Source organism: Massilia brevitalea, assembly GCF_030711405.1.
GTDB classification, from domain to species: domain Bacteria; phylum Pseudomonadota; class Gammaproteobacteria; order Burkholderiales; family Burkholderiaceae_D; genus Telluria; species Telluria brevitalea.
In genome coordinates this window covers 13,593-33,089 of the sequence record NZ_JAULSI010000044.1, presented here as the reverse complement: position 1 = coordinate 33,089, position 19,497 = coordinate 13,593, and the positions used below count along the sequence as shown (strand labels likewise).

Below are 19,497 nucleotides of genomic sequence, written 5' to 3'. Positions count from 1 at the left end.
GGCGGCGGCGGCGCCGTCCGCTTCATGCCGATCAGCCGGCCTGGGTGGCAAGCGTGCCGAGCCAGGGCCGCAGCCCCGCAATCGCTTCTTCCTTCGACTTCGCCTCGATCTCGATCCACGGCGCCCCGGCGTAGGACGAGGGCATGGTGGCGATCAGGTCGGCATGCTGGCGGTCGTTGAAGCCTTCGCGGCCGTTCGAGATGTGCACCAGCTGCTGCGCCGGGTCGGGCCAGGTGTCGCGCGCCTTGGCCAGCATCTCGGCCACGCTCGGGTGCTCGTAGCTGTCGAGCTTTTCGTGCACGATGTGGTGGTGGGCGTCGAACACCATCGGCACGCCGGCGCGCTTGCAGATCGCATGGATTTCTTCGGCGCTGTACGAATACTCGTCGTTTTCCAGCGCCAGGCGCGAGCGGATGGCTTCAGGCAGGCGGCCAATCGAGGCCACCAGGGCGTCGGCCCGGTCGGACTTGCCGCCGTGGATTTCCAGGATCGCCCAAGGCGAGCGCGGCTGCTTCAGCAAGTCCATGATGTCGGCATGCATCTGCAGGATCTTGACGCTGTTTTCCACCACCGCTGGCGAATCCGAACTCAGCACCACGAACTGGTCCGGGTGCATCACCAGGCGGATGCCGGCGCTTGTGGCCCGTTCGCCCGAGCGCGCCAGGATCGGGGCCAGGGTTTCCAGGATATCGCGCCCGATCGGCTCGTCGGAAAACGGAAAGATCGAGGACGGCAGGCGGTACAGGGAAATGCCGTTTTGCTGGCAATAGCGCATGGCGCCGTCGAAGGTCTGGATGTTATCGCGGAAAATATCTTCCAATATCTTGCGCTGCCCATCGAGCGATTGTTCGAGCAAGCGCTTGCGGGTGACGGTCCGGTAGCGGACCTCTTTCGATACGGTAATGCATACCAGTCCGAGGTGAGGAGGCATAGGTTTCTCGCAGGATGACGTTGAACCCAGTATAGGCGTTCGTCCGCGCAGCCAGAGCGCGCTTGCCGGCGAACCCGGCCGCGATGCAAGTGGAGGTCGGGATGGCTCTTCGTCCCATCGGATGTTACTATTTTTCATCTTTTCTGGAGGGGCATGGCGGTGGCGTCGACAAGAGGGGAGTCCGCTCGTGATTACTGGTTCTGCCAGTTGGCTGGCTGGGGTGCGCTCACCGGCTTCAGCATCATCAGCTCTTCTTTCGGCAGCTGGCATGCCGCCCTCCAGTTTGCGCTGGCCAAGCTGTTCCTGATGGCGACTGGCCTCGGCCTGTCGCACCTGTGGCGCGCGCGCCTGCGCCGCCAGGGTTGGCTCGAGCGCCCGCGCGGCTTTCCGTATGCGCGCCTGGCCGCCGGCGTGCTGCTGCTGGCGCTGGCCCAGACCGCCTGCCTGGTGTGGACGGACCAGCTGTTCCGGGGCGGCGCCTTGTTCGACGACGAACCCGCCATGCTGGCATTTAATATCGGCCTGCTGGTGTTCATCTGGGCGGTGGTGTTCGCGGTCTGGACCCTGTGCTACGCGATGGCGCTGGCGCGGCGCCGGGCCGGCCGCTTCGAGCTGGAAAAGCTGCGCCTGGAAGTGAGCGTCAAGGACGCCGAGCTGCGCGCGCTGCAGGCCCAGGTCAACCCGCACTTTTTCTTCAATAGTCTGAACAGCATCCGCGCACTCACCTACGAAGACGCCGACGCCGCCGCGCGCGCGATCGGCCAGCTGGCCGGCATGATGCGCTACAGCCTGCAGGCCGGCCAGGCGCCGCTGGTGGCGCTCGGCGATGAACTGGCGGCGGTGCGCGCCTACCTCGACATGGAAAAGCTGCGCTTCGACGAGCGCCTGCAGCTCGACATCGACGTGGCGCCCGGCCTTGGCGCCGTGCGCCTGCCGCCGATGGTGCTGCAGACCCTGGCCGAGAACGCGGTGCGCCATGGCGTCGAGCGCAGCAGCGGACCATGCCGGATCGCGATCCGCGCGCGCCGCCTGGACGGCATGCTCGAAGTCGCGGTGGCCAACGAAGGCCGCATCGCCGCGCACAGCGATTCTACCCGGCTCGGGCTGGCGAATGCGCGCGACCGGCTGCTGCTGCAATGCGGCGCGCAGGCCGGCATTAGCCTGCGCGAGGCCGGCGGCTGGGTGCACGCGCTGGTCCGCCTGCCGCTGGAACACCATCCCCTGGAGACCCCATGAACATTGTGATCGTCGACGACGAGCGCCTGGCGCGCAACGAATTGCGCCGCCTGCTCGATGCGCACGAGGATATTTGCGTAGTGGGCGAGGCCGCCTGCGTCGCCGACGGCATCCGCGCCGTCGAGCGCATGGAACCGGACCTGGTGCTGCTCGACATCCAGATGCCCGACGGGACCGGCTTCGACCTGCTGGCGGCGCTGGACAAGCCGCCTGCGGTCGTCTTCACCACCGCCTACGACAGCCACGCGGTGCGCGCCTTCCAGGTCAGCGCGCTCGACTACCTGCTGAAACCGATCGAGCCGGAACGATTGGCGCAGGCGCTCGGCAAGCAGCGCGCGGCGGCGCAGGCCACGCCGGCGCCGGCGGCCGGCAGGGCGCCGGTCGACGGCAAGGTTTTCATCCAGGATGGCGGGCGTTGCTGGTTCGTCGAGTTGGACAACATCATGCTGTTCGAATCGGAAGGGAACTACACGCGCGTCTACTTCGACGGCCAGCGCCCGCTGCTGCTGCGCTCCCTGGTGCAGCTCGAAGCGCGCCTGGATCCGGCGCGCTTCCTGCGCGTGAGCCGCAGCCGCATCGTCAACCTGCGCTTCGTCGGCGCGGTCGATGCCGCGCCGTCCGGCGGCTTGCGCCTGACGCTGCGCGATGGCGTCACGGTGCCGATGTCACGCCGCCGCAGCGTCCTGTTCCGCCAGAGCGCCGGGCTTTAATCCACGCTCACCGCGCGCCGGTTGTCCTGCGGGTTGCGGTCGATGAGCAGGCCCGCTGGATCGAGGGTTACCGACGCCGGGCGCCGGTCGAACACCAGGGCCAGCACCGGCCGTCCGCCGGCCATGCGCTGGCGGCCGCGGTACAGCGGCGCGCCGTCCGTCTTGTTCTCCACTTCGCCCTCCACCATGATCTCCACCGGCTCGTCGTCGCGGCGCGCCACCTCCTGGCCCTTGGCATCGCGTTCGCTCTTGACCAACTGCAGCGTCAGCTTCAGGTCCCAGCGGCCGTCGGCGCGCCGGCTGGCGGCAGCGTCGAGGATGCGGTTGTCGTAGACCACCACCTTTTCCAGCAGGTCGGCCAGCAGGCCCTGCTGCGCCGGCGGCGTCACGGCGCGCAGCCGCGCCAGCAGTTCGGCGCTGGTCACGTACGGGTCGGTACGGTAGCGCGTATCGGCCAGCAGGCTGCGCAGGGCGGCGTTCACCTGCGCTTCGCCGATCTCGTGCGCGAGGCGCGCCAGCGCCAGGCTGCCCTTGCGGTACTGCAGCCAGACCTGGTTTTCCACGTCGACAAGCGGCACTTCCGGGGCGGCGGCGGCGCCGCGCCCGCGCAGGTATTCGTCGAGGTCGAAACGCAGGATGCGCGCCAGCTTGTCGTCGCCATACCGTTCGCGCAGCGCCATCAGCGCGGTGTACTCGGCCAGGGTCTCGGTGACCAGGCCGGCGCCGCGCACGTTGGCGGCAATCACCTGGTCGCCCCACCACTGGTGCGCCACTTCGTGGGCGGTCACGTAGAACACGTGGTCCACGCCTTCGCCGCCGCGCAGGTCGTTGATGAAGCCGAGCGACTCCGAGAACGGAATCGTCATCGGGTAGCTGCGCGCATGGCCCTGGTACAGCGGGGTCTCCAGGATGCGCAGCTCCTTGTGCGGATAGGGGCCGAAGTGGCGCGCGTGGTAGTCCAGCGCGGCGGTGGCGCCGGCCAGCATGCTGCCCACGTTCCAGGCGTGTTTCGGGTCGTGGTAGACCTTCACCGCCACGCCATGCCAGTCCACCTGGCGCACGTCCCAGCGCGCCGACTGCCAGGCGAAGAAGGGCAGGGCCGGTTGCGCCAGGCGGTAGTGGAAGTAGCGGCGACCGCCGCGCTCCCAGCTGCCGACCAGGTCGCCCGGCGCCATCGCCACCTGGCCGGCGGCGGTCGATACCGTGGTCTCGAAGCTGGCCAGGCCGCCGTCGAAGCCGTACATGGCAAGGTAATTCTGGCGCTGGGCTGCCTGGTCGCCGGCGGCGGCCATGCGCTGCCGGTCGCCCAGGCCGCGCTTGCGGCGCTCGGCGCCGTCCGCGATTTCCAGCGAGGCGTTGTAGCCGAAGCGCGGGAACACATCCTCGATCGAGAACAGGGTGCCGTTGCCGTTCACGGCCAGTGGTGCGCCGTCGTTGGTAAAGCCTGGATGGCGCACCCGCACCGTGAAGCCGAAGTCGACGCTGGCTCCCGGCGCCAGCGGCTGCGCCAAGGCGATCTCGCGCACGCCGAGGCGGGCGTCGTCGCGCAGCACGCGGTGCGCCGGCAACCGGGTGATGCGGGTGTCGGCCTGCGGATCGTTGTGCATGCGCAGGGTGGCGATCGGCGCCGTGCCGCTGTTGGTCAGCGTGTAGCGGCCGCGGATGTCGAGCGCGCGCTCCTCCGGATAGATGTCGACGTCGGCCGCGATGCCGGCAATGCGCGGGCGCGCCTCGTTGCGCAAGGGGCCGTAGCGCTTTTCGTAGTCCGCTCGCAAGTCCAGCTGCGCGGCGCGCGGTTCGAAACGGTTCAGCACATGGGTGTTGTAGACGATCCAGGCGCCGCTCGCCAGCCAGGCGGCCAGCGCGGTGCCCAAGGCCAGCGGCAGGCGGCGCGGCGCGGGGACCGAAGCAGGCACCGGGCGGCGCGTGCGCAGCATCTGCGCCAGCACCAGCAGGGCAGCGGCGAACGCGCCCCAGTAGACGGCGAACCAGCGCCAGCCGGCCAGGTAGTGGCCATAGCCGTTGATGTCGGAGTATTGCAGGGTCGGCAGAGTCGCGAAGCGCAGCAGGCGGTCCTCCACGCCCAGCACCCACAGCAGCGGGCCGGAACAGATCAGCGCCAGGCCGAACGCGTGGCCCAGGTACTTGTTGCGGACCGCCGTGTGCACGGCCAGCAGTCCCATTGCGATCAGCAGGTAGGGTACGGCGCCGACCAGAGTGCCCTGCAGGTAGAGCAGGGGCTCGATCGCGACGCCGCCCTTGGCCAGCTGGAGCGCGATCGCCACCGGCACGCCGGCCAGCAGGAAGGCCGCCACCACCGCGAACAGGGCGCCGGTGCGCGCCAGCAGCGGCGCCCAGCCTGGTAGCGGCAGCGCCTCGACCAGGCCATCCATGCGGTGCTGGCGTGCGCGGTGCACCAGTTCGCCGCTGAAGAACAGCAGCACGAGCGGCAGCACCACGTTCAGGCCGCCGGCCAGTTCCTCGAGCATCAGGTAAGTGAGCGGGTAGGGACGGCTGTCGAAGCGCACGCCGCCGGCGAACACGTTGATCACGAAGTTGGCCATGCCCAGCAACAGCATGATCAGGAAGGGCACGCTGCGCAGCACCGCGCGCGCATCCACGCACAGCAGGCTCCAGCAGCGCGTCAGGTCGGCGGCCAGGCCGGTGTGCACCGGGCTGCGACGCGGGGCCGCCGAGAGCGTGAACGCTGGCGCCGGCGTTGCGGACGGGGTGTCCGCCCCGGCCCGCATCCCGGACCTTGCCCATATCTTGAAACGCGCATTGCCGCTGCCCGCGCGCTGCGGCTTGAACATGGCCACGGTGGCGCCCAGCATGGCCAGCGCCAGCACGCTCCACAGCACGCGGTTCGCCAGCAGCATGCCGGTCAGCGCCGGCAGCTGGGTATTGCGTTCGGCGCCCGTGTAGTAGCGCGTGGCCTGGGCCAGGGCGCGCAGCGCAAAGGGGTCGAGCAGCAGCGCCAGGCTGGCGTCGCTGCCGCCGGCCAGGCCGGCGCCTGCCCACAGCGTGACAAAGGCCAGCACGCCCACGTAGACGGCGACCAGCGAGCGCGTGGTGGCCGCCAGCAGCATCAGGAAGGCGGCCACGAACAGCAGGTTGGGCAGCACCAGCACCAGCAGGCTCCAGGCATAGGTGGCGGCCGAGAACGGGCCCACGCGCGCCGGATCGACCCAGGGCATGGCCGCGCCGGCCGCCATCGCGAGCGTGGCCAGCACGAAGACCAGCACGCAGGCGGCGAAGCCGGCCAGGAAGCGGCCGCCCAGGTAGTCGCGCTTGCGCATCGGCGTGGCGTACAGCAGGTCGGCGATGCCGCTGTCGTTGTCGCGCAGGACTGCGCCGGCGACCAGGGCGGTGACCAGGAACAGCGCCGCCATGCTCAGGATGCCGAGCTGGTTGGCGACCACGACCGGGGCGTTCATGAAGGTGTTGCCGATGGCGCCGCCCAGGCGGATGTCGGTGCCGGCCGAAAGGAAGGCGAGCAAGGCCAGGACCGATGCGACGATCCAGAGCAGCGGCTGGCGCAACTGGTAGCGCAGGTCGAAGCGGAAAAATTCGGTGAACATGGCGGCTCCTCAGGCGGCGCTGCGCAGTTGCAGGAAGTACAGGTCCTCGAGGTCGGGCGCGATGCGCTCGAAGCCGGCTTCGGGCTGGCTAACGGCGTACACCTTGATCTGCGGCTGGCCGCCGACCAGCCGCGTAGACAGCACCTGGAACTGGCGTTGGTAGTCGGGCAGCGCGGCCTCGCTCACGCTGCGGCTCCAGACGCGGTCACCGAGGCTGGCGATGGCGGCGCGCGGCTCGCCCTGCACCAGCACCCGCCCCTTGGCGATCATTGCCATGCGCTGGCACAGGTCGGTCACGTCCTGCACGATGTGGGTCGAGAGGATCACGACCACGTTCTCGCCGATGCGTGCCAGCAGGTTCAGGAAGCGGTTGCGTTCGTCCGGGTCGAGGCCGGCGGTCGGTTCGTCGACCATCACCAGGCGCGGCGATCCGAGCAGGGCCTGGGCAATGCCGAAGCGCTGGCGCATGCCGCCCGAATAGCCAGCCACGGCGCGCTTGCGTGCCTCCCACAGGTTGGTCTGGTGCAGCAGCGCCTCTACCGCTTCCTTGCGCTCGCCGCGCGCGATGATGCCTTTCAGGATGGCGAAGTGATTGAGCAGTTCGAGCGCGCTGGTCTTCGGGTAGACCCCGAAGTCCTGGGGCAGGTAGCCGAGCTGGCGGCGCAGTACCTGCGGTTCGCGCAGCACGTCGACGCCATCGAAATGGATGCTGCCGCTGTCGGGCGCCTGCAGGGTGGCAAGGGTGCGCATCAGGGTCGACTTGCCGGCGCCGTTCGGGCCGAGCAGGCCGAACAGGCCGGCGGGGATGGACAGGCTGATGTCGTCGCTGGCGCGCACGCCGTTGGCGTAGGTCTTGCTCAGGTGTTGGATGGACAGCATGGTGCGGCTTCCTCGGCGTTCGTGGTGGAAGCTGCACGATAGCCGTGGTCAAAAACCGGATCGAGTGCCGATGGATGGGCGCGCGGGCGCCGTGATGAACGGTCGTGGATAGTGACGAACGGCGAAGGAAGAACGGCCGACGAACGGCAAGGCGTATGAACGGCAGGGCGCCTTCAGGCAGCGTGGCGCCTGTCCTCGTCCGCCAGCCGCGCCAGCACCTCGCCCAGCGGCATGGGCCGCGCAAACAGGTAACCCTGCATGTGCGGCGCGCCGTGCTCGGCCAGGAACTGCGCCTGCTCCGGCGTCTCCACGCCTTCGGCCACCACGCGCAGGCGCAGGTGGGCGGCCATGCCCAGGATGGTGCGCACGATGGCGGTGCCGTCGGCGTCGTGCGGTGTGTCGCGGATAAAGCTCTTGTCGATTTTCAGCTCGTAGAGCGGCATGCGCCTCAGGTAGGCCAGGTTCGAGTAGCCGGTGCCGAAGTCGTCGATCGAGAAGCGGATGCCGAGCGCGGCCAGTTCGCCCATGCGCGCGATGATGCCGTCGCGCTGGTCCACCACCAGCCCCTCGGTGAGCTCGAAGATCAGCTGGCTGGCCGGCACGCCGGTCTCCTGCAGCAGGCGCCGCACCGCATCGACGAAGTCGTGCTGGCGGAACTGCGAGGGACTGACGTTCACCGACAGCGGCAGCGCGTGGCCGGCCGCATCGAGCCGGCGCCAGGCCAGGCAGGCCTGGCGCAGCGCCCATGCGCCCAGCGGCACGATCAGGCCGGTCGCTTCCGCCACCGGGATGAAGACGTCGGGTGCGACATTGCTGCCGTCCTGGCGCCGCCAGCGCATCAGGAGTTCGGCGCCGACCGGGCTGCCGGCGGCATCGAACTGCAATTGCAGGTGCATCGCCAGTTCCTCGCGCGCCAGCGCCAGGCCGAGCTCGCGCTCCAGCGTCAGGCGCCCCTCGACCTCGGCGCGCATGGTGGCCTCGAACAGCGCCACGCCGTTGCGCCCGCCGGCCTTGGCGCGGTACATGGCGGTGTCGGCTTCGCGGAGTAAATCGTCGGCGCTCTGGCCCGGGCGCGGCAGCGGCGCCACGCCGATGCTGGCCGAGGAGTTGTAGCGGTGGCCGTCGATCTCGATGTCTTCGGCCAGCGCCGCGCGGATTTCCTGGGCGCGCGCCAGCGCGGCGCTGGACACCGCGGCTTCGCCCCGGCCCAGCCCGGTGAGCAGGACCACGAATTCGTCGCCGCCGATGCGCGCCACCATGCCGGCCTCGCCGACCAGGGCGGACAGGCGCGCCGCCGTCTGGCGCAGCAGGGCGTCGCCGGTGGCATGGCCGCGCGCGTCGTTCACATACTTGAAGTTGTCGAGGTCGATGAAGAGCAGGGCGCCGCCCGCATCGATAGCATCGCCCGCATGCGCCTGCGCCAGCTCGGCTTCCAGGCGCTCGCCCAGCAGGCGCCGGTTCGGCAGGCCGGTCAGCACGTCGTAGAAGGCCAGGCGGTGGATGGCGCCGGCGGCCTTTTTGCGCTCGCCGATGTCGCGCCCGACCACCACCCAGTGCGTGTGCGCCCCTTGCTCGTCGAGGAAAGGATTGACTTCGAGCTCGAGCCAGTAAGGCGTGCCGTCCTTGGCATGGACCATCAGTTCGGCCGACACGCCGCGGCCGCGCGCCATGGCGGCAGCGATGCGCGCCGCTTCATCGCGGTCGGTGCGAGGGCCGATCAGCAGCGTCATGCTGCGTCCCAGCAGTTCGTGGCGCGCATAGCCGGCGGCGCGCAGGAAGGCATCGTTGGCGAAGATGATCGGCTGCGGCTGGCCCGCGGCGGCGGCGCGGATGATGATGACCTTGTCGTTCAGTTGCGACACGGCGGCCGCGGCCAGGCGCAGCTCCGCGTTCAGCTGCTGCACGGCGTTCTGGCCTTCTTCCAGCGTGTCGGCGAACAGGCGCAGGTCGCCCAGCGAGGCTTCCAGCTTTTGCAGCAGGCTGCCGCAGGACACCGTGATCAGCGAGCCGACGAACATGAAGTTCAGCGCCACCAGCAGCGAGGAGGTGGCCTCGTGCGGCGGCAGGCCGGCAACGTCGGCCTGCACGATGCCCGCCAGGCCCAGCCCCAGGATGATGGCGGCGCTCAGGCCGAGGGCGGCCAGTGCCGGCCGCATGCCCAGCAGCACGGCGGCGAAGACGGGCGGCGCGACCAGGTAGAGCTGGGCTACCTGGCCGATGTTGACCATCATGCCGGTGGCGACGAAAAACACGATGGCGATGAAGTGCCAGACCCGCGTGTGGTAGGGCAGGCGGCGCAGGCGCCAGATGCAGGCCAGCCAGGCGATGGCCAGCAAATCGACTGCGATCACCGGCCACAGGCCTTCGCGCGCGGCCACCACGATGCTGGGTACGGCCGTGACAATGCCGAGCACGAGGACGATCGTGAGCAGACGGGAAAAGATGTGGGTGCGCCAGTGCGCAATGTCGGTGATGGGCGTCACTTGTTGCTTTCATATGCAAGCAAGTGCGAGTTGATTTAAAGCACTTTACTTTGCTGCAACGCAACATGGTAGCGCAGTTTTTTACCGCTTGTCACCCGTGGCGGCGCCAGGTGTTGCGCCGATGATGCGCTCTGTGTCCGGCTGCCCGGGCGCGTTTAACAGAGCATGCCGGTGCTATGGAAGGAGGGGCGGCAAGAGGCTGGCAATTTGCTATGCTTATGGATGATCCGTGCCGGACGGCCGGACGTTTATTGATGGAGCGCCACAGATGGCATCGTTGCAGGAACAATTTTTAAAGGCCGGCCTGGTCAACAAGGGCAAGGCCAAGCAGGTCCAACAGGACAAGAGCAAGCAGCAAAAGATCGACCGCCGGCACGGCACGCAAAGCGTGGACGAAGCCAAGCTGGCCGCGGCCGAGCTGCAGCGCAAGAACGCCGAGCGCGCGCGCGAGCTGAATGCCCAGCGCGACGCGGCCGCCCAGCAAAAGGCAATCATGGCGCAGATCCTCGACCTGGTGCAGAAGAACCGCCAGTCCAAGGGCAATGGCGACATCGCCTATAACTTCACGCACAACAGCAAGATCGAACGCATCCACGTGTCGAACAAGGTGCAGGAGCACCTGATGGCGGGGCGGCTCGTGATCGTGCGCATCGGCGACGCCACCGAGCTGGTGCCGCGCATCATCGGCGAGAAGATCGCCCAGCGCGACGCAGCGCTGGTGGTGCAGGTGAAGCGGGCGGCCGAGGTCGATCCGGACGACCCGTACGCGGCTTACCAGATTCCCGACGATCTGATGTGGTAAGCACCCTGGCGGGAACTCGCCTGTCGGGGTTGTCCAGTGGTAAGCTATTCTTGTCATTTCAACCTGAAGGAATGTTATGAAACCGCTGTTCTCCTCCGACGACGAAGCGAACGCCGCCTCCGCCGCGCCAGCACCTGCGCCGGCGCCCTTGCTGCCGCCGCTGTCGGCGCCGGTCGGCATGGATGCGCTGCCGGCCTTGCGCCCCGAGACGGCCCCGGCGCCGGCGCCGCAGGTCCGGGTCGACATCTCCGGCATCGACGACAAGGCCATCGAGGCCCTGGGCGGTTCCACCGGCGCCGGCGTGGCCAAGGTATCGGCCAAGCTGCTCGGCACGGTGCGTGCCTCGGATGCGGACGTGTTCGGCACCCAGCTGAACGAGCTGATCGCCACCTCGAAGGGCCTGGACCCGGCCAAGCTGCGCTCGGGCGGCCTGCTGTCGCGCGTGACGGGCATGTTCGGCTCGGTCAAGGAAAAGATGCTGTCGCAGTACCAGATGGTCGAATCGCGCATGGACACCCTGGTTGGGGAGATGAGCCGCCATGCCAACCTGCACCGCAAGCGCATCCAGGATTTCGACGAGATGTACAAGGGCCTGGAAACCTATTACCAGGGCCTGGACGCCGACGTGAAGAAGGGCGAAGCCTGGGCCGAGCGCCTGCGCCTGGCGGTGGCGCAGCAGGCCGCGCCCGTGAACGCCTTCGAGGCCCAGCAGGCCACCGAACTCAAGCGCCGTCTGGAGCGCCTGGAAAAGCGCATCGACGACCTGCGCCGCGCCATGCTGATGGCCACGCAGATGGTGCCGCAGATCCGCCTGTCGCAGGACAATGCGCGCGCGCTGACCGACACCTTTACCGACATCGTCAACGTTTCGATCCCGGCCTGGCGCAACGTGTTCTCGCTGTATCTGCTGCAGCTGGAAGCCAAGCAGAGCGCGGCCGTGGCGAATGCGGCGTATGACGCCACCGACGCCGCCTTCCGCGCCCAGGCCGACATGCTTCTGGAAAATACCGAGACCGTGGCGCGCGCCAAGCAGCGTTCGCTGGTCAGCCTGGAAACCGCCCAGCACGTGCAGGCCCAGCTAATCACCGCCTTCGACAAGCTCGAACAGATTTCGAACGAGGGCCAGCAGCGCCGCAAGGACGAGCTGCCGAAACTGCAGGAGCTGGAACGCGATCTGATCGCCCGCTTCTCGCCGGCCGTGGGCTGATCCCCGGCTCCTTGGCAACACCACCCATTTCACGATAAAAAGGAAGAATCCATGTCGACGATGCTCGAAACCGGCCATCGCATCAACCTCGAAAAAACCGCACCGGGCCTGAAGCGCGTGCGCATCGGCCTGGGCTGGAAAGTCAATGCGGCCGACGGCCAGGCCTTCGACCTCGATTCGTCGGTATTCCTGTGCCGCAAGGACGCCGACGACAACCCGGTCATGATCAGCAACGCCCACTTCGTCTACTACAACCACACGACCTCGCCGGATGGCGCGGTAGTGCACTCGGGCGACAACCGCACCGGCGACAAGGACGGCGACGACGAAGTCATCACCGTCGACCTGGCCCGGGTCGACCCGGCGGTAATGGAGATGCCGATCGTGGTCACCATCCACGACGCCGAGGTGCGCAAGCAGAACTTCGGCCGCGTCTCCGGCGCCTACGTGAAGGTGTACAACGACGAGACGGGCGAGGCGATCGCGCAGTACGACCTGAGCGAAGACTACTCGGACAAGACCGCGCTGCAGTTCGGCTCGCTGTACCGCCGCGATGGCGAATGGCGCTTCCACGCCGTCGGCGCCGGCTTCAAGCTGAACCTGGCGACTTTTATCCGCAAACTGGGCGGTACCGTCTGAGGATGCGCTGCCGGCTCGTTCGAAGCGCGCATGGCATACGCTGAAGACCGATGACCGACCAGAAGCCCAAGGCCTTCGATTTCGGCGCCGATGCCCAGCCTGCTGTCGAGGCTGCCATCCCGCCGGTGGCGCCGCGCGCCTTGGACTTTGGCGAAGCCCAGGAAGCCGCGCCGCCCGCCAGTGGTCCGCCCAGGGCATTGTCCTTTGATGACGTTCCTGTGGCGCCGGCAAGTTCAGGCATGACCGCGAAAGTTGTACCCGCGGCGCTGTTCGACAGCGAAGATCACCCGGCAGTGCGCGACGCCCTGGCCACCGCCCGCGCCGACTATCCAACCCTGTTCGCGCACGCGGAAGGGCGCTTCGCCATCCTGTTCCGGCGCATCCTGCCGGTCAAGCTGGCGCTGGTCACGGACTGGGCGGAAGAACCCCTGCTGGAGCAGGCCGCGCTGCTCCAGCCCATCACCGAGCTGGTCCTGAAATTCACCCGGATGGGCGTGCCCGCGCTGCTCGATGCCGCGCTGGAAAGCACGCGGGAGCCGACCGGCATGTTCGGCAAGCTGTTCCGCCGCCCGCTGCCGCCGGCCCACTACAAGCAAACGCTGACCTCGTCGCGTGCCCAGTTGCTGCAACTGATGGCCGACAGCGAGGTCGCCATGCGCAATCTGGAAGCGTCGGCGCAGAACCTGGGCTTGCATGGGGCAGTGCTGGCCGTGGTGGCGGCGCTTGCCGCCAATTCGCCGGATGCCGCCTTGCTCGATACGCTCACGCAGCGCCGCACATTGATAGGGCAGGCGGTGCGCCAGGCCGAGCTGTCGATCTTGCAGATGGGGCAGGTGCGCCAGCAGGCCGCCGACCTGATCGCGCAGGTGTCATCGTTCCTGACGGTGACCTTGCCGGCGCTGGAGATGGCGCAGGCGCAAGGCGGCGCTTGAGTGCGAAGAGCAGCGCAAGGCCTCGATAGCAGGCTTACTTTTTCTCGGGATCGTGGCCCCAGTTCATCAGCGAATAGCGCCAATCGCTCGATGCCGGATCGCTTTTGGTAGGCCCCTGTGCCAGGTGCCGGTGGATGTACCCGATCACCTTGCGCATGTGCGCGATGTCCTCTGCACTCAAGTCCTGGGCGTGCCGGTGCAACAGTTCGACGATGCGGCGTCCGGACTGGTGTCCGGTCGATTCGCCATTGCCGTGCTTCTGGCCGACACGCTTGGAGTCCTCAGTATCAAGCCACTTCTCCAGTTGGGCTGGCGTCATGTTCACCGCCTGCTTGAACTCCGCGACCGTCTCGCGCTGGGCTGCATCCTCATCACCGGTGCCTGCTTGTTTTGACATGCTTGCTCCAATAAACATTCGTCCGATAGACCGTATTTGCGTTTTAAAGTATCACGAACGCTGTTTTTTACGGCGCACCAGAAATCACCGGATGCATGTGTGACGGAATGTATTGAAGCAAGTAGCAATAGAAAACAAAAACGCCACCCGAAGGTGGCGTTTTTGCTTGCACTGCTTTCGCAATGCTGAATTCTTGGTGGCCCGGGGCGGAATCGAACCACCGACACAAGGATTTTCAATCCTCTGCTCTACCAACTGAGCTACCAGGCCAAGAGAGGCATGATTATAGCCAGCGCCTCGCGGCTCTGCAAGTCCCACTTGCAACTTTCTTTTGACGCCCTGGTGGCGGCCCGCGGCGTGCCGGAAGGATGCCGCTATATAATGCCTGGCATGACGACACCACATTCTTCCACTGCACAATCCCGCGTCAGCGATGTCTGCATCGTCGGCAATGGCGCCATTGCCAAGACCGCGGCCCTCGGTTTTGCCCAGGCCGGGCATAGCGTCACCCTGCTGGTGCCGGCGCCGCGCCTGGCGGCGGAAGAGGCGGCGCCGACGTTCGCGCCGGGCACGGAACGGCCCTGGGACGTGCGCGTCTACGCCCTGAACCACACGGCCCACGATTTGCTGTCGGCGCTGAAGGTGTGGGGCGCAATGGACGCGGCGCGCATTGCGCCGGTGGATGCAATGGCGGTGAATGGCGATGGCAAGGAAGGTGGCGACGCGGGCGGCAACCCCGGCGGCAAGCTCGGCTTCGACGCCTTTGGCGCCCACACCGGCGCCCTGGCCTGGATCGTCGAGGACAGCAACCTCAACCAGGCGCTGGATGCGGCGCTGAAGTTCGCGCACAACGTGCAGGTCGTCAGCGGCAGCGCCAGCCGGCTGACCTGCGGCCCGGAAGGCGCGCAAGTCGAGCTGGAAGACGGCCGCAGGCTCGACGCCAAGTTGGTGGTCGGCGCCGACGGCCGCGATTCCTGGGTGCGCGGGCAGTGCGACATCGGCATCGACTACCGCTCCTACCACCAGCGCGCGATCGTCACCAATTTTGCCTGCGAAAAACCGCACCACGGCGTGGCCCACCAGTGGTTCACCTGCAAGGACGGCATCGTGGCGCTGCTGCCGCTGCCGGGCAACAAGGTGTCGCTGGTATGGTCGGCGCCGGAGACCCTGGCCGCGACGCTGATGGAAGAATCGCTCGGCGAGCTGGCGATTCGCCTGTGCGAATATGCCGACGAGCCGCTCGGCGCCCTCAAGCCACTGCAGCCGGAAGCCGTGAAAACAGTGCCGCTGGCGCTGGTGCGTCCGCATGCGCTGGTAGCGCCGCACGTGGCGCTGGTCGGCGACGCGGCGCACGCCGTACATCCGCTGGCCGGGCACGGCATGAACCTGGGCTTCGGCGACGTGGTCGACTTACTGCGCGTGATCGGCGAGCGCGAGGAACACCGCGCGGTCGGCGACGAGCGCGTGCTGGCGCGGTATGCGCGTGCGCGCAAGGAAGACGTGCTCTTGATGCAGCTGGCCACCGACGGCCTGGAGCGCCTGTTCGGCGCGAACCTCGAACCCGTGCGCGTGGTGCGCAACCTGGGCCTGGACTTGCTCGACAAGCTGCCCTTCGTGAAAAGGCGCCTGATGGCGCATGCCATCGGCAAGTAATTTTCTAAGGAATTCAACGTGATGTTAAAAACCAAGGTCGCCGTACTGCTGGCGACGGGCCTGATTGCGGGTTGTGTCGATGCCCAGAACACCGAAACCGCGATCCGCAAGAATATCGAGCCGCGCCTGGGCGGCGCCAAGATCGATTCGATCAAGGAAACGCCGTACAGCGGCCTGTACGAGCTGCGCGTCGGCGGCGACATCCTGTACACCGACAAGAAAGCCGAGTACCTGTTCATCGGCCAGGTGTTCGACGCCAAGAGCTCGAAGAACCTGACCCGCGAGCGCATCGACCAGCTGAACAAGGTCAAGTTCTCCGACCTGCCGCTGGACATGGCGCTCAAGCAGGTGAAGGGCGACGGCAAGCGCGTGATCGCCGTGTTCGAAGACCCGAACTGCGGCTACTGCAAGCGCCTGCGCCAGACCACGCTGGCCCAGCTGGACAACGTCACCATCTATACCTTCATGTACAACATCCTGTCGCCGGATTCCTTCGAAAAATCGAAGAACATCTGGTGCGCGTCGGACCGGGTCAAGGCCTGGGACGATTGGATGATCAACGGCAAGGTGCCGGCGGCGACCCCCGACAGCTGCGTCACGCCGAACGACAAGGTCGTGGAGCTGGGCCACAAGCTGAACATCCAGGGCACGCCGGCCATCTTCTTCACCGACGGCAGCCGCATCCCGGGCGCGGTCGACCTGAAGACGCTGGAAGCGAAGCTGGAATCGTTGAAATAAACATTAGTTATACGGGCTAAACATTTGTTTAGCCATGATCGGGAGCAGGGCGGCATGGTCCAACTCAACATCAACGGGCGCGACCTGCAGGTCGATGCCGATCCGTCTACGCCCATCCTCTGGGCCCTGCGCGACAATCTGGACCTGACCGGTACCAAGTTCGGCTGCGGCGCCGCCTTGTGCGGCGCCTGCACCGTGCACCTGGAAGGCGCGCCGATCCGCTCCTGCATCACGCCGGTCTCGGCCGCCGCCGGTTTGAAGATCACCACCATCGAAGCGATGGCCGGCGACCCGGTCGGCAAGGCCGTGCAGGACGCCTGGATACGCCACGACGTGCCGCAATGCGGCTATTGCCAGAGCGGGCAGGTGATGAGCGCCACCGCGCTGCTGCGCACCAACAAGGCGCCGAGCGACGCCGACATCGACAACGCCATGAGCGGGAACATCTGCCGCTGCGGCACCTACCAGCGGATCCGCGCGGCCATCAAGGATGCCGCGCAGACGCTGGCATGAATGTCGCAGGGAATGTAGCCGCGAATGTCGCCGGGATTTTGCTGGCTGCGGGCCGGGGCCGGCGCTTCGATCCGCTGGGCGAACACAACAAGCTGCTGCAGTTGCTGCCCGATGGCGAGCCGGTGGTGGTGGCCAGCGCGCGTGCGCTGTTGTCCGTCGTGCCGCGCGTGATCGCGGTGGTGCCGCCTTCGGACGGCGGCGTCGCCGATCTCCTGCGCGGGCTGGGCGTCGAGGTCACGCTGTGTCCTGACGCCGACAGCGGCATGGCAGCGTCCCTCGTGCATGCCATCCGCCACTCGCTGCCTGCCGCCGATGCCTGGCTGGTGGCGCTGGGCGACATGCCTTTCGTTTCTCCCGCGACGATGCGGGCGCTGCTCGCTGCCCTGGCCGATGGCGCGGACATCGCGGCGCCAGTGCACGCCGGGCGGCGCGGCAACCCGGTGGCCTTTGGCGCAGCGCACCTGCCGGCGTTACTGGCGCTGGAAGGCGAGCATGGCGCGCGTGCGCTGCTCAAATCGATGCCGGTGCGCGAAGTCGAGGTCGACGACCCCGGGATATTCCGCGACATCGACACCCCGGCCGACCTCTAGCGCTTGCGGGTCCGGGCGCTGCCGAATCGTTTACACTATACATATCGGCAGCCTTCCTTTGAACTCATGAAAAAATCATCGCAGCCCATCCAGACCGCCATCCAGTACAGCATCGTTCCCAAGGACCTGGCCGGCCACCTGTTCAACGTGACGGTGACGGTGCCCACGCCCGCGCCGGATGGCCAGGTGTTCGCCCTGCCGGCCTGGATCCCGGGCAGCTACATGATCCGCGAATTCGCGCGCAACATCGTGCGCATCCGCGCCGAGGCAAACGGCGCCGCCGTCGCGCTAGCCAAGCTCGACAAGCACTCCTGGCAGGCCGCCCCGGTCGAAGGTCCGCTGACCCTGCACTACGAAGTCTATGCCTGGGACCTGTCGGTGCGCGCCGCCCACCTCGACCAGACCCACGGCTTCTTCAACGGCACCAGCGTGTTCCTGCGCGTGGTCGGCCAGGAAGCGCAGGCGCACCAGGTCGACATCGGGCGTCCCGCCGACCCGGCCGCCAAGACCTGGCGCGTGGCCACTGCGATGAAGGAACTCGGCGCCAAGCGCTACGGCTTCGGCACCTACGTGGCCGGCGACTACGACGAGCTGATCGACCACCCGGTGGAAATGGGCGACTTCGCGCTGGCCAGCTTCAAGGCGCACGGCATCCCGCACGACATCGTCATCACCGGCCGCGTGCCGAACCTGGACATGGCGCGCCTGCAGGCCGACCTGAAGGCCATCTGCGAAACCCAGATCGCCTTCTTCGAGCCGGAGACGAAAAAGGCGCCGCTCGAGCGCTACGTGTTCATGACCATGGCCGTGGGCGATGGCTACGGCGGCCTCGAGCACCGCGCCTCGACCGCGCTGATCTGCGCGCGCGCCGATCTGCCCTGCGTAGGCGGACCGAAGTCGGGCGAGCCGGGCGAGGGCTACCTGAAATTCCTGGGCCTGTGCAGCCACGAATACTTCCATACCTGGAACGTCAAGCGCATCAAGCCGGCCGTGTTCGCGCCTTACGACCTGCAGGTGGAAAACTACACGCCGCTGCTGTGGCTGTTCGAAGGCTTTACCAGCTATTACGACGACTTGTTGCTGGTACGCGCCGGCATCATCGGCGAGCCGACCTATTTCAAATTGCTGGGCAAGACCGTCGGCAGCGTGCTGCGCGGCAGCGGCCGCACCAAGCAGAGCGTGGCCGATTCCAGCTTCGATGCCTGGAGCAAGTACTACCGCCAGGACGAGAACTCGCCGAACGCCATCATCAGCTACTACACCAAAGGCTCGCTGATTGCGCTGGCATTCGACCTGACGATTCGCACCAAGACGAATGGCGCGCGTTCGCTGGACGACATCATGCGCGCGCTGTGGCAGCGCTACGGGCGCGACTTCTACGCCGGCGCGGGCCGCGGCGTGACCGAGCGCGAAGTGGAAGCGCTGTTCGACGAAGTCAGCGGCGTCAGGCTGCGGGGCTTGTTCGACAAGTACATCCGCGGGGTCGAGGACCTGCCGCTGGCCAAGCTGTACGCGCCGCTGGGCGTCAAGCTGGTGGATGAGCGCAACAGCGGCAAGCCTTCGCTCGACGCCGGCATCGGCCGCGACCCGCTCGGCGCCAAGCTGAGCCAGGTGCACGAGGGTGGGGCGGCGCACCAGGCCGGGTTGTCGGCGCTGGACATCGTGATTGCGATCGACGGCTTGCGCGTGAACGGCAATCCGCCGAACGTGGATGCGCTGCTGTCGCGTTATCGCGTGGGCGACAAAGTAACGGTGCATGCGTTCCGGCGCGACGAGTTGATGGCGTTCGACGTGGTGCTGCAAGGCGACCGCGTGCCCGGCATCACGCTGTCGCCGGTTGCCGGCGTGCGCAAGGCCGGGACGATTGCGCGGCCGAGCGCGGTGTAATCAATCAACCGTCGCGGTGCCTGCGTACACGCGACGTTCGTATGAGTCGATACGGCAACCGTAGGGTGGGCACTCCGTGCCCACGCTGTACGCACGTTACCCTGGTCGATACCAGCGAGGTATCGCCCGCGCAGCATGCAAACGGACACGCACGCTGCAATCTCGGGTTTCGTTAAGCGTTAGCGAGCGACGTTTCGACGCAGCGGGTGCAAGGAGACGTGCGTACCGCGTGGGCACGTTCGTGTTCAAGGCCGCCAGCCTTGAACACCCCACCGTACGGTTGCGGCCGCAGACCCCGGCCAGCAGCATCATATCGGTT

General features: G+C 67.2%; 16 protein-coding genes and 1 tRNA gene. 11 read left to right on the top strand and 6 right to left on the bottom strand.

The window, feature by feature from the left end:
* Nucleotides 1–31: 31 nt before the first annotated feature.
* Entirely contained in the window at nucleotides 32–931 is a 900-nt protein-coding gene (gene uvsE, locus QWL29_RS22235; RefSeq protein WP_305825039.1) for a UV DNA damage repair endonuclease UvsE, read from the bottom strand.
* Between the two features lie 159 nt (nucleotides 932–1,090).
* On the opposite strand from uvsE, the gene QWL29_RS22230 reads away from it, so the two are divergent.
* Both QWL29_RS22230 and QWL29_RS22225 read left to right on the top strand, forming a co-directional pair.
* A complete protein-coding gene (locus QWL29_RS22230) occupies nucleotides 1,091–2,167 on the top strand; it encodes a sensor histidine kinase (protein ID WP_305825038.1) in 1,077 nt (358 codons plus the stop codon).
* Nucleotides 2,164–2,877 carry a LytR/AlgR family response regulator transcription factor gene (locus QWL29_RS22225; protein ID WP_305825037.1) on the top strand — a complete coding sequence of 238 codons (714 nt, stop codon included), beginning with the start codon at nucleotides 2,164–2,166 and terminating at the stop codon, nucleotides 2,875–2,877. The genes QWL29_RS22230 and QWL29_RS22225 overlap by 4 nt, the downstream gene beginning before the upstream one ends.
* Here the strand turns inward: QWL29_RS22225 and QWL29_RS22220 are convergent.
* The 3 genes from QWL29_RS22220 to QWL29_RS22210 all read right to left on the bottom strand — a co-directional run bounded on the left by QWL29_RS22220 (nucleotide 2,874) and on the right by QWL29_RS22210 (nucleotide 9,820).
* The gene (locus QWL29_RS22220; RefSeq protein WP_305825036.1) at nucleotides 2,874–6,458 is read right to left on the bottom strand and encodes an ABC transporter permease/M1 family aminopeptidase; all 3,585 of its coding nucleotides are present in this window, start codon (nucleotides 6,456–6,458) and stop codon (nucleotides 2,874–2,876) included. The two genes, QWL29_RS22225 and QWL29_RS22220, sit on opposite strands and share 4 nt — an antisense overlap.
* 9 nt (nucleotides 6,459–6,467) lie before the next feature.
* Nucleotides 6,468–7,337, bottom strand: coding sequence for an ABC transporter ATP-binding protein (locus QWL29_RS22215; protein ID WP_305825035.1), 870 nt, complete (start codon nucleotides 7,335–7,337; stop codon nucleotides 6,468–6,470).
* 173 nt (nucleotides 7,338–7,510) lie between these two features.
* Nucleotides 7,511–9,820 (bottom strand): putative bifunctional diguanylate cyclase/phosphodiesterase, encoded by a 2,310-nt coding sequence (locus QWL29_RS22210; protein WP_305825034.1) that lies wholly within the window; start codon nucleotides 9,818–9,820, stop codon nucleotides 7,511–7,513.
* 268 nt (nucleotides 9,821–10,088) lie between these two features.
* Between QWL29_RS22210 and QWL29_RS22205 the strand changes: the two genes are divergently transcribed.
* The 4 genes from QWL29_RS22205 (at nucleotide 10,089) to QWL29_RS22190 (ending at nucleotide 13,400) form a co-directional block, all read left to right on the top strand.
* Nucleotides 10,089–10,622: a DUF2058 domain-containing protein gene (locus QWL29_RS22205; RefSeq protein ID WP_305825033.1), complete on the top strand. Its 534-nt coding sequence runs from the start codon at nucleotides 10,089–10,091 to the stop codon at nucleotides 10,620–10,622.
* Nucleotides 10,623–10,698: 76 nt separating this feature from the next.
* Nucleotides 10,699–11,829, top strand: coding sequence for a toxic anion resistance protein (locus tag QWL29_RS22200; protein WP_305825032.1), 1,131 nt, complete (start codon nucleotides 10,699–10,701; stop codon nucleotides 11,827–11,829).
* 51 nt (nucleotides 11,830–11,880) lie between these two features.
* Entirely contained in the window at nucleotides 11,881–12,468 is a 588-nt protein-coding gene (locus QWL29_RS22195; RefSeq protein WP_305825031.1) for a TerD family protein, read from the top strand.
* Nucleotides 12,469–12,518: 50 nt separating this feature from the next.
* The gene (locus tag QWL29_RS22190; protein WP_305825030.1) at nucleotides 12,519–13,400 is read left to right on the top strand and encodes a hypothetical protein; all 882 of its coding nucleotides are present in this window, start codon (nucleotides 12,519–12,521) and stop codon (nucleotides 13,398–13,400) included.
* Between the two features lie 34 nt (nucleotides 13,401–13,434).
* Here the strand turns inward: QWL29_RS22190 and QWL29_RS22185 are convergent, their stop codons facing one another.
* The gene (locus tag QWL29_RS22185) at nucleotides 13,435–13,797 is read right to left on the bottom strand and encodes a DUF3140 domain-containing protein (protein WP_305825029.1); all 363 of its coding nucleotides are present in this window, start codon (nucleotides 13,795–13,797) and stop codon (nucleotides 13,435–13,437) included.
* 194 nt (nucleotides 13,798–13,991) lie between these two features.
* Nucleotides 13,992–14,067, bottom strand: a tRNA-Phe gene (locus QWL29_RS22180).
* A gap of 120 nt (nucleotides 14,068–14,187) precedes the next feature.
* On the opposite strand from QWL29_RS22180, the gene QWL29_RS22175 reads away from it, so the two are divergent.
* From QWL29_RS22175 to QWL29_RS22155, 5 genes are all read left to right on the top strand, one after another.
* On the top strand, nucleotides 14,188–15,450 hold the full coding sequence (locus QWL29_RS22175) for an FAD-dependent monooxygenase (RefSeq protein ID WP_305825028.1): 1,263 nt from the start codon (nucleotides 14,188–14,190) through the stop codon (nucleotides 15,448–15,450).
* A gap of 21 nt (nucleotides 15,451–15,471) precedes the next feature.
* Entirely contained in the window at nucleotides 15,472–16,188 is a 717-nt protein-coding gene (locus tag QWL29_RS22170) for a DsbC family protein (protein WP_305825047.1), read from the top strand.
* 54 nt (nucleotides 16,189–16,242) lie between these two features.
* Nucleotides 16,243–16,701: a (2Fe-2S)-binding protein gene (locus QWL29_RS22165; protein WP_305825027.1), complete on the top strand. Its 459-nt coding sequence runs from the start codon at nucleotides 16,243–16,245 to the stop codon at nucleotides 16,699–16,701.
* Nucleotides 16,698–17,291: a nucleotidyltransferase family protein gene (locus tag QWL29_RS22160; RefSeq protein ID WP_305825026.1), complete on the top strand. Its 594-nt coding sequence runs from the start codon at nucleotides 16,698–16,700 to the stop codon at nucleotides 17,289–17,291. The genes QWL29_RS22165 and QWL29_RS22160 overlap by 4 nt, the downstream gene beginning before the upstream one ends.
* Before the next feature lie 66 nt (nucleotides 17,292–17,357).
* Complete coding sequence (locus QWL29_RS22155; RefSeq protein WP_305825025.1) at nucleotides 17,358–19,178, top strand: M61 family metallopeptidase; 1,821 nt, start codon at nucleotides 17,358–17,360, stop codon at nucleotides 19,176–19,178.
* The last annotated feature ends 319 nt before the right edge of the window (nucleotides 19,179–19,497 follow it).

Coding starts and splice junctions, on each gene's coding strand:
- QWL29_RS22225 (WP_305825037.1), top strand. CDS start 2,164: ATGAACATTGTGATCGTCGACGACGAGCGCCTGGCGCGCAACGAATTG.
- uvsE (WP_305825039.1), bottom strand. CDS start 931: ATGCCTCCTCACCTCGGACTGGTATGCATTACCGTATCGAAAGAGGTC.
- QWL29_RS22195 (WP_305825031.1), top strand. CDS start 11,881: ATGTCGACGATGCTCGAAACCGGCCATCGCATCAACCTCGAAAAAACC.
- QWL29_RS22200 (WP_305825032.1), top strand. CDS start 10,699: ATGAAACCGCTGTTCTCCTCCGACGACGAAGCGAACGCCGCCTCCGCC.
- QWL29_RS22185 (WP_305825029.1), bottom strand. CDS start 13,797: ATGTCAAAACAAGCAGGCACCGGTGATGAGGATGCAGCCCAGCGCGAG.
- QWL29_RS22165 (WP_305825027.1), top strand. CDS start 16,243: ATGGTCCAACTCAACATCAACGGGCGCGACCTGCAGGTCGATGCCGAT.
- QWL29_RS22155 (WP_305825025.1), top strand. CDS start 17,358: ATGAAAAAATCATCGCAGCCCATCCAGACCGCCATCCAGTACAGCATC.
- QWL29_RS22160 (WP_305825026.1), top strand. CDS start 16,698: ATGAATGTCGCAGGGAATGTAGCCGCGAATGTCGCCGGGATTTTGCTG.
- QWL29_RS22215 (WP_305825035.1), bottom strand. CDS start 7,337: ATGCTGTCCATCCAACACCTGAGCAAGACCTACGCCAACGGCGTGCGC.
- QWL29_RS22190 (WP_305825030.1), top strand. CDS start 12,519: ATGACCGACCAGAAGCCCAAGGCCTTCGATTTCGGCGCCGATGCCCAG.
- QWL29_RS22175 (WP_305825028.1), top strand. CDS start 14,188: ATGACGACACCACATTCTTCCACTGCACAATCCCGCGTCAGCGATGTC.
- QWL29_RS22170 (WP_305825047.1), top strand. CDS start 15,472: ATGTTAAAAACCAAGGTCGCCGTACTGCTGGCGACGGGCCTGATTGCG.
- QWL29_RS22220 (WP_305825036.1), bottom strand. CDS start 6,458: ATGTTCACCGAATTTTTCCGCTTCGACCTGCGCTACCAGTTGCGCCAG.
- QWL29_RS22205 (WP_305825033.1), top strand. CDS start 10,089: ATGGCATCGTTGCAGGAACAATTTTTAAAGGCCGGCCTGGTCAACAAG.